Origin of the sequence: Candidatus Ulvibacter alkanivorans (genome assembly GCF_003333325.1) — a bacterium.
In the GTDB taxonomy this organism is placed as follows: Bacteria; Bacteroidota; Bacteroidia; order Flavobacteriales; family Flavobacteriaceae; genus Ulvibacter_A; species Ulvibacter_A alkanivorans.
The window spans coordinates 1-8892 of sequence record NZ_QOLC01000086.1; the positions used below are offsets into that span (position 1 = coordinate 1).

At 37.8% G+C, this 8892-nt stretch carries 8 protein-coding genes and 1 tRNA gene; 4 read left to right on the top strand and 5 right to left on the bottom strand.

All coding sequences use genetic code 11. The features are described from left to right. Window positions 1-44: 44 nt before the first annotated feature. Window positions 45-1328, bottom strand: coding sequence for an Ig-like domain-containing protein (locus tag DWA30_RS08555; RefSeq protein ID WP_114492126.1), 1284 nt, complete (start codon window positions 1326-1328; stop codon window positions 45-47). A gap of 145 nt (window positions 1329-1473) precedes the next feature. On the opposite strand from DWA30_RS08555, the gene DWA30_RS08560 reads away from it, so the two are divergent. Beyond that, a complete protein-coding gene (locus DWA30_RS08560; RefSeq protein WP_136073179.1) occupies window positions 1474-3207 on the top strand; it encodes a redoxin domain-containing protein in 1734 nt (577 codons plus the stop codon). 283 nt (window positions 3208-3490) lie between these two features. On the opposite strand, the gene DWA30_RS08565 is transcribed toward DWA30_RS08560, so the two are convergent. After that, window positions 3491-3676: a CsbD family protein gene (locus DWA30_RS08565; protein WP_114492128.1), complete on the bottom strand. Its 186-nt coding sequence runs from the start codon at window positions 3674-3676 to the stop codon at window positions 3491-3493. A 145-nt stretch (window positions 3677-3821) separates the two neighbouring features. On the opposite strand from DWA30_RS08565, the gene DWA30_RS08570 reads away from it, so the two are divergent. Further along, window positions 3822-4358 (top strand): SixA phosphatase family protein, encoded by a 537-nt coding sequence (locus DWA30_RS08570; RefSeq protein ID WP_114492129.1) that lies wholly within the window; start codon window positions 3822-3824, stop codon window positions 4356-4358. A gap of 2 nt (window positions 4359-4360) precedes the next feature. On the opposite strand, the gene DWA30_RS08575 is transcribed toward DWA30_RS08570, so the two are convergent. Continuing rightward, window positions 4361-4999 carry an NAD(P)H-dependent oxidoreductase gene (locus DWA30_RS08575; protein WP_114492130.1) on the bottom strand — a complete coding sequence of 213 codons (639 nt, stop codon included), beginning with the start codon at window positions 4997-4999 and terminating at the stop codon, window positions 4361-4363. A gap of 195 nt (window positions 5000-5194) precedes the next feature. Here DWA30_RS08575 and DWA30_RS08580 point away from each other — a divergent pair. Together DWA30_RS08580 and DWA30_RS08585 are read left to right on the top strand one after the other, a co-directional pair. After that, window positions 5195-5279, top strand: a tRNA-Ser gene (locus DWA30_RS08580). A 238-nt stretch (window positions 5280-5517) separates the two neighbouring features. Continuing rightward, window positions 5518-6759, top strand: coding sequence for a site-specific integrase (locus DWA30_RS08585; RefSeq protein WP_114492131.1), 1242 nt, complete (start codon window positions 5518-5520; stop codon window positions 6757-6759). 17 nt (window positions 6760-6776) lie between these two features. On the opposite strand, the gene DWA30_RS08590 is transcribed toward DWA30_RS08585, so the two are convergent. Then, entirely contained in the window at window positions 6777-7436 is a 660-nt protein-coding gene (locus DWA30_RS08590; protein ID WP_114492132.1) for a hypothetical protein, read from the bottom strand. Continuing rightward, on the bottom strand, window positions 7436-7852 hold the full coding sequence (locus DWA30_RS08595) for a BfmA/BtgA family mobilization protein (protein WP_114492133.1): 417 nt from the start codon (window positions 7850-7852) through the stop codon (window positions 7436-7438). The genes DWA30_RS08590 and DWA30_RS08595 overlap by 1 nt, the downstream gene beginning before the upstream one ends. Window positions 7853-8892: the final 1040 nt, after the last annotated feature.

Here is an 8892-nt window from a genome sequence, read left to right on the forward strand (position 1 = left end):
GTTCGAAATGAACGGGGCTTTTTTTTAATTAAAGATATAGTTTCTTACTCCTTCAATATTTTAATGGAAGTGGCCCCTGTTTCAGTAGCGACACTTATAAAATAAGAACCGGCCGATAGAATAGATAGGTCTATAGATACATTAGTAGAATTTGGCGATTGAACTACTAATTCTTGGCCTAGAATACTATAAACAGTAAGCTGCTTTATAGCCACCTCGTTAGACAGCTGTAAGTTTGATGTTACGGGGTTTGGACTAAACGACAATCCTGCGAGTGTGGCATCCTCTGTGCCAAGCACCAAGCTCACGGTAATTGCAAGCAAATCTCCTTCACATCCACCCACTGTCTGACTAACATAATAGGTAGTACCGTCTACTAAAGGGGTGTCATCGGGAATTTCATTAGCACCCATATCGTCGCTGTACCACGTAAGATCGGTTCCTGTAACATCAAGATCTGCCAAGGTTTCCCCAGCGGTAAACGTTTGCATAGTATCCCCCGTTGGTGCATCGGGAGCCGGTGTTACTGTTACTACCTCCTCTACTCTATCTGATGTACATACCTCACCCGGAGTTACTGTCCAATTATAAAAAAAGTAATACAGCCCAGAATTCGTATCATTATCGTTTATTGTTCCACCATTAATGGTACCCACCGTTCCTATTGGATATGGAAAACCCGGATGTCCGCTGGAAAATTCTCGTACCATTACCGGACTAACCGAAGCTACAAGGTTATAATCGGTACCGGCAGGAACGAAAAAATCTAAGGCAACTGCAAATTGTACAGGAACCGAAGGGTTTCCGGCTGGTGCAGCAACAGTAATCTCGTCAAGAATGTTTAACCCGTTGTCCTTTAACTGTACTGTAAGATCGCCGGGCGTATTCGACGCCAGATACACATCTACCGAATTAATTGTAAATCCTTGATTCGCATCGAAGGCAAGTCCCCATGGGCTTGTAACATCGACAACTGCCGAAGAAGAAGTGTTGGTAGGCGCAACTCGACCTCCACCTGTTTGCGGTGTTCCGGATCCATTATTTACCGATTCTGCCCAAAAGCTAGATGTCGAACTCAATTCGGAAGTAACAAAAGGACTTCCAGTACCTAACAGGTTTCCGCCGGTTTCAGCGTCATACCAATTAACATCTTCGCCATCGTGTGTTGCAGTTAAAGTTGCCGTACTACCCTCACAAACGGTACCGGGCCCATCGGTATCCGAGACGGTTGGATCGGTACAGGACTGTGCATTAGTAGTATGGATCGAAAACAAAAAAGTAAGCACAACTAACGCGCTTACTTTCCAATAAGAGTACTGTTTTTTCATAATTTGATTTTTTAAAGTTGAGTTTAAAATACCAAAAAAAACCTTAACTCTTACAAATAAACGCAATACTTACATTCAATTTATCCGTATCGATCTGCTTATACATCCTCCAGTGAATTTCTGTACATTCGCAAAAACAATTGTGGTGTCTAAAATTATTGTGACCGTTTTATTATTCTCAGTTTTATTGGCCTGCAACAACCCCAGCCCTGTTGCTGATAGCCGACATAACGATTATGCGCTCTATGATGCACAAGGCACGCTACATCGCATGTCGTATTATAACGATAGTAAAGCAATCATTTTGTGGGTACAAGGAAATGGTTGCCCCATAGTAAGGAATGCTTTAACTGATTTTCATGCCATTACTTCGGAATATGAGTCGAAAGGATTCACCTTTTTCATGCTAAACAGTAATCTTCAAGACGATCGAGCCTCCATTCGAGAAGAGTCGGAAGCCTATGGCTTCGAAGTACCTGTGTTGGTTGATTCGGCTCAACTCTTAGCCGATGCATTGAATATAACCACTACGGCAGAAGCGATTGTATTACATCCCACAAGTAGAAACATATTGTATCGTGGGCCTATTAACAACCGCCTTGATTATGAATCACAGAAGAATGTTCCAACCGAGACCTACCTGCGCGATGCCTTGGAAGCAGTTTCCGAAGATAAAACACCTAAACAATATCAAGAAGTAACGAAAGGATGTACCGTTACACGACTGACAAATTTAGAAACAGACACATCGCTTACTTATACCAAAGATATCGTACCTATCCTAGAAAAACATTGTGTTGAATGTCACCGAACAAATGGGATTGCACCTTGGGCGATGACCGATTATACTACAGTGGTTGGATGGTCTTCTATGATCAAAGAAGTTTTGCTAAGCCAACGCATGCCTCCGGCTAAACACGATCCCTACATTGGTGCCTTTAGCAATACGTTACATCTTCCCGATAGTACAAAGCGAAAACTAATGCGATGGATTGATTCCGGACTTGCTCGCGGGACGGGAACTGACTCATTGGCCTTGCTAAAACCGATACCAAACACCTGGAAATTGGGCGCTCCCGATGCTGTATACACCTTAGAACCAGAAATAATCCCTGCCACAGGATTAATTCCATATCGATATCAAACAATTTCTTTGAACAATGACCAAGATCGATGGCTTAAGGGTTTTGAAATCAAACCGGGTAATAAGAAGGTAGTGCATCACGTGTTAGTGACCAATACAGCAAAAAATAAGCAGAGTGAGGTGACCAGTAGAAAGATGCAAAAATGGACCGATAATGCCATTGCGGTAAGTACGAGTGACGGAAGAGCTTCCTATTTTCCCGATAGTACGGGTGTTTTTATTCCGAAGCATACAGAGATCACTATACAAATTCATTATACCACAACCGGCAAAGAAGAAACCGATACTACCGCCATAGGTCTATATTTTCATGATACCCCGCCTAAAAAAGAATTACACGCATTGGCCACATCTCTTACCGAATTCGTAATTCCTCCATTTAGCGCAGATGTTAAGCTTCAAGCATCAGATTCCCTTGAACGGGACATTAGGTTGTACTATGTTACACCCCACATGCACTATCGAGGAAAAAGCATAAAAGTAGGTGTTGAATACCCTAATGGCTCCAAGGAAACACTTATTTCGGTACCCGATTTTAATTTCAACTGGCAGTGGGTCTACCGATTCGAAACACCGATTGACATTCCAAGAGGATCGAAGATTGTTGTCGATGGGGTCTATGATAATACGTTTCAAAATGCGTTTAATCCCGATCCTGAAAAGGAAGTTCGTTATGGAATACAGAGTACAGATGAAATGCTAATTGGTTTTTTACACTTTACCATCGAAGACTAAACCATCGTTTGTCCAAACAATACTGTTATTCGTGTTCCGAAGCAGCTGTAACAAAAAGCGTTGTTAAGTCGTCATATATAGGTTAACCACTTAAAGCCAACTATATGAAAACCAAAGTGCAAGTTATTCACAACTCACCACGCAATTATGTGCCAGCGATCTATATAGTTTGTATCACCATTATCACATTCGGATATTCGGCTATTGCGGCTGCAACTTATCTATAAAAAAACCCTCCACACGGGAGGGTCTTCTTTTTCATAGCAATTTTGGTTTACTTGATCTACCAATTAGAAATTTCTTCCTTGATCTTTTCTTTGGTCTTTCCTGTCTTTTCTTGGATTTTTCCAACTAGTTCATCGAATTTTCCTTCACTAAAGGTTGCGTCATCATCGGTGGTCACACCGTATTCTTGTTTCGCATTCCCTTTAATTTGATTCCATTTTCCTTTTAACTCTTGCGTATTCATAGTTTATCTTTTTTTGTTATACCCTAAATGTAAAGAGATCCCTTATAAATCTCCGATAAGGAAGTATTAAAAAAGAGTAGGTATTCGTTATCTTTTTGCTAAAGTCTCTTAAAAAGTGTTATTTTCAGAATAAATTACAAGTCGTATGAAACTATTTTATCTAGGCATGATCTGTGTTTTGACACTAGTATCCTGCAAACAAGCTGTTGAAAAGACTACCGCTCTCACGGTTGACCCACCAGAAGAAACCTCTACTTATTATCTTATTCGGCATGCTGAAAAGGACCGAAGCGATACGAAAAATCCTGATCCTGAACTTAATGAAGCCGGTATAGTACGCGCCAAGCAATGGGCAAATTATTTTGATACCATTCATCTCGACGCCATTTATAGCACCAAATACAAGCGTACACAGCGCACCGCGGCTCCTACAGCGAAGAACAAAGAATTGGAAGTACAAATTTATGATGCTTCAAAACTATTTTCTGAATCATTCAAGGCAAATACGCAAGGAAAATCGGTGCTGGTAGTTGGTCATAGCAATACGACACCACATTTTGCGAATGCGATTTTAGGCGAAAAACGATTCGAGAATATGAACGATGATGATAACAGCAGTTTGTTTGTAGTAACAGTTCGCGATGACGAGAAGTCAGTTACAGTTCGCAATGTCGAGCGTTAACCTTATTCCATATCGATGATCACTTCTTGAGTGCCTCTTCGTACTTTTTTTAATGCTGAAAAGAAATCGTCTTCGGCTCGATATCCGACGGCCAACACCAATACCGATTGAATTCCCTTGTTAGCTAGATCTAGAAATTCGTCGTATTTTTTTGGTTCAAATCCTTCGATTGGGCAGGCATCGATTCCTTCCAATGCACATACGGTAAGCAGGTTTCCCATCGCGAGATAGGCCTGCTTTTCCATCCATGTTTTTATATTGTTATGTGACTTTTCAGAAAACGATGCCACTAGGAACGACTCGAAGGGATGTAGGATAGAACGCGGCGTATTTCTAATTTGTTCCACTCGATCGAAATAGCCTTCAATAAATTCTTTTGTGATGGTAGACTCTATACACAGAACTAAGACATGTGAAGCTTCTGCCACTTGTTTTTGGTCCATCGTCATGCTCACCAAATCTTTTTTTGTAGCATCATTGCTAATCACCACCATTTTTAAAGGTTGCAGTCCGTAGGAAGTGGCTGTGAGGTTAAAAGACTCTTTAAGCAGATCAATTTTTTCTTCGGAAAGTTTTTTGGATGGATCGAAGCTTTTGGTCGCGTAGCGCCATTGCAATTGTTTTATTGTATTAGAAGCCATAGTCTCGAATTATGTCACAAAGGTAGAAATAGTAGCTACAAATAAATTAATAAGTGCATAACATCTTCCTATTTCTAAAGAACCATTTCTTATAAGTGGAATTAATTTATAAAAAGGTTTTACTAAATAAAAAAAGCATCTTATATTTGCACCCGCTAACGCACCAAGTGGTAGCGATCGTGAAGACCACGATTTGGAGAAATGGCAGAGTGGTCGAATGCGGCAGTCTTGAAAACTGTTGAGGGTCACACCTCCGGGGGTTCGAATCCCTCTTTCTCCGCTTAGGAATTACCAAATTCTGCTAAAAGCCCGTAAACACTATGTTTATGGGCTTTTTTAATTTTTCATAATATCATCTAAAATCATATAATATCAAATAAAAGGTGCGTGATTCGGTGCGTAAATATTTATACTAAAATACGCACCTAATAAGTCGTTAACTATTGTTGTATAGGGGTTTACGTGTAATTTGCATTTGTATTTTTTGTACCTTATAGTGCGATAAAAACCACGCACCGATGAAAACTACATTTTCAATCCTATTTTACCCAAGAGGTAATGACATTGACAAAAACGGTAATGCTCCTATTTACTTAAGAATAACGGTAAATGGTAAGCGTAGCGAGTTGAGCATAAAACGAAAGGTGTTATTGAGTAGATGGAACTCTGAGGCTGGAAAGGTTCGCGGAACGACAACTGATGTTCGTGAGCTTAATAAGTATATGGACACTATTAAAGTTAAAATCTACAAGATTCAGGAAACGTTATCTGAGAATCAAGAGCTGGTCACGGCTGAAATTATTAAGAATGTTTATTTAGGCAAAGGAATACATCATAAGATGCTACTTGAAATTTTCCAGAATCATAATGATAAGATTGAACGTTTAGTAGGGAAAGAATTTGCTCCTGGAACCATAGAGCGCTACAAAACAGCAAAGAAACACGTTTCAGATTATATAAATTTAGAATATAACCTTGAGGATATTCCAGTAAAAGATGTAGACCATAAATTTATATCGGGCTTAGAATACTACTTAAAAACAGAACGAAAGTGCGCGCATAACACAGCTATTAAGTATGTCACAAATTTCAAAAAAATCATACGTATCGCTTTTGCTAACGATTGGATTCAGAAAGACCCATTTGCAAATTGGAAAGCTAAACTTAAAATAGTTGAGAGAGAATTTCTTACCGAAGAAGAAATTCAAAAGATGGTGGAAAAGGAATTACATACAGAACGTTTGGACCAAGTCAAAGATATCTTTCTCTTTTCTTGTTTTACCGGACTTGCATATGCCGATGTAAAGAAGCTTTCGCGCAACGATATCGTAATTGGTATAGATGGTGATAAGTGGATTAAAATAAAACGTTCTAAAACCGATACGCGAAGCAGTATTCCATTATTACCCACAGCTATTGATATTTTGAAGAAGTATGACGACCATCCTGATGTTTCGAATAAAGGTAGACTACTTCCGGTATTAAGTAATCAAAAAATGAATGCCTACATTAAGGAAATAGCGATACTTTGCAAAATAACAAAGAACCTAACTTTTCACTTGGCGAGACATACGTTTGCAACTACAGTAACACTATCAAATGGTGTTCCTATTGAATCTGTAAGCAAAATGCTTGGTCACAAATCTTTAAGAACTACGCAACATTACGCCAAAATTTTGGATAGAAAAGTGAGCGAAGATATGAAGATACTCAAGGCTAAAATGCAGGCTTCAACCCAAGCAGTAAGACAAATAAAATAGGCTTTTCAAAAGAGCATTCAATAGTCCCTATCCCCATCATTTCTAAGTTTTTCTACATAGCCAGAAATTGGACTCCTCATTTTAGGTTCTTTTAATTCAAAATCGTTTTTAGCAAAAATCCTCGCTATAGTTTGCCAATTGTCTGTTTTCCATTTTTTCGATTTAATAAAAGCGTGAAATTTTAGTGCTTCTATCTCTGGCCAACTATTTTGCTCAAAAAACAAAATGACTTCACTTTCGTTAAAAAATAAGACAGGCTGTTTATTTAAGTTTTCTTTTGTTTTATGTTTATAAGAAGATACCAAATTTTGGCTAGGTTTTGGAACGCAGTTGTCCAAATTTTGGACCTTCAGTGTACTAGAGGTTGTACCACTTTTGGGACAAGCTCTGGTCATCTTAATCTTAGAACCTCTTGATGGATGGTATGATGGATAGTAGGTAAGATATCCCCAAGCATCTAAATCTCGCAAATGATTATGATACGTTGTTTTTGATTTAATCTTTGCGCGCTCCATTATAAACTCCCGATTTATGGTTAAGGTCTCTTTGAAAAATTTTTTATTCCATAAATAGAAGAAGGCAAGGTATAATGTGATATGTCCTTGTTTAATACGTTCATCGTTATTGAATATTTCCAATATAGTATTGAGGTGAATAATGTAGTTTACACTTTTCATTACACATCATCATTGTTATTCAAATATTTCTTTTCGCGAAAGCGAACGTCTTTCTCCAGATAAGGGTCATTTTTCTCCACCATTCGTACTTTCTTCTTTGGTTCAGCTTGTTCAAAAAGTGATTGTAGCATTGCTACTGTCGGTTTGGTCTGGTTCTTTTCAATGTCTTTCATTATGGCAATCATTCCATTCATTCGTTTTTTAATAAGAAGTGAAATCCGCTTCTCTAATGTCTCCATATTTGGTCCCATAGACTCTGTTGGTGAAATACAGTTTTCTTCAAAAAACTCAATCATAACCAATAAGGTCATCGATTTTGAAAGTGACATTTCTTTACAAAATTTATTGAACTTAGCTGCTACAGAAGCTTTAATACTTAAGCTCTTAAATTGCTCTTTTTCATATCCTTTGTCCATTTTTCCGTGAAAAATTTGTTGTCCTTGTCTAGTTGTGAGCGTTTTTCCGTGAAAAACAACACTTCAATTTTTAAAACACAAAACAATAAATCGTTGTCAAGCACTTATTTTACTGGTGTTTTGAAAAAAACTGAATATTGTAACATCGCGCCAGCGTGTTACCCTCTTGCTATACAATCCCTCCATTTAATTTCGGGTTTGCAGTACTTTTTATCTAAAGCTAAAAAGCCTAAGAGGTGTTAAACTACACCTTGCATTTTTTAAGAAAAATCTAATCAACTTTTTAAAGTATTCGTAATAAATACTGGAGACCATTGATATTACTTAATAATGATTATGAGCATATTAGGTCAATAGTTAAGCCAATTATATATGGTTTAGATTGGTGTCAATTAGTTGCCACAATGGCATTTATCTGCATACTTATTATATCTTGAGCGTTTTCCTTTTCTTTTAGCTCAAAAAGCAGGGATTTGATACGTTTTGCTATCTATTTATTAGGTAAGATTGAGATGAAAGTAGCCGATGATGATTTAATATCTACTTACTTCCCATAGCGCCATCGCTGTTACCTTTTCAGTAACTGACACTAAAATTTTGAGGGAATAAGAACTTATAAAAGTGAGTGCGCGAACGGTTATGCAGTTCGTTTCGGGCAGAATTTTACAACTTTGTGAAGTGAAAGGTGTAAGTGAAATTAATTAGCGGACTCTATTTCAAAGTTGATAGGGTTCTATTCAGATGTAGTTCGTTTGTTCGACTTAATAGCGACTGAAAGTAATGATAGCTACTTTGAAATTGTGTCCAAGATTATTGTGAATGAAGCTCTTTTCCTGAAATGTAGCTTTTCGCGAAGTTTAGGAAAATGTGCTGAGAGGATACACTTTAAAAATAAACCAAAACCAGAGACATCTTCTCGAAGAGTAAAATATTTAAAATAAATTTTTAACTTACCAAATATTAAAAAATATCAGATTTGAAATTTTGATTAAAACTTTATTCTCTGCTATACTTGCCTTTACACTTAAAGTTATTTCTGG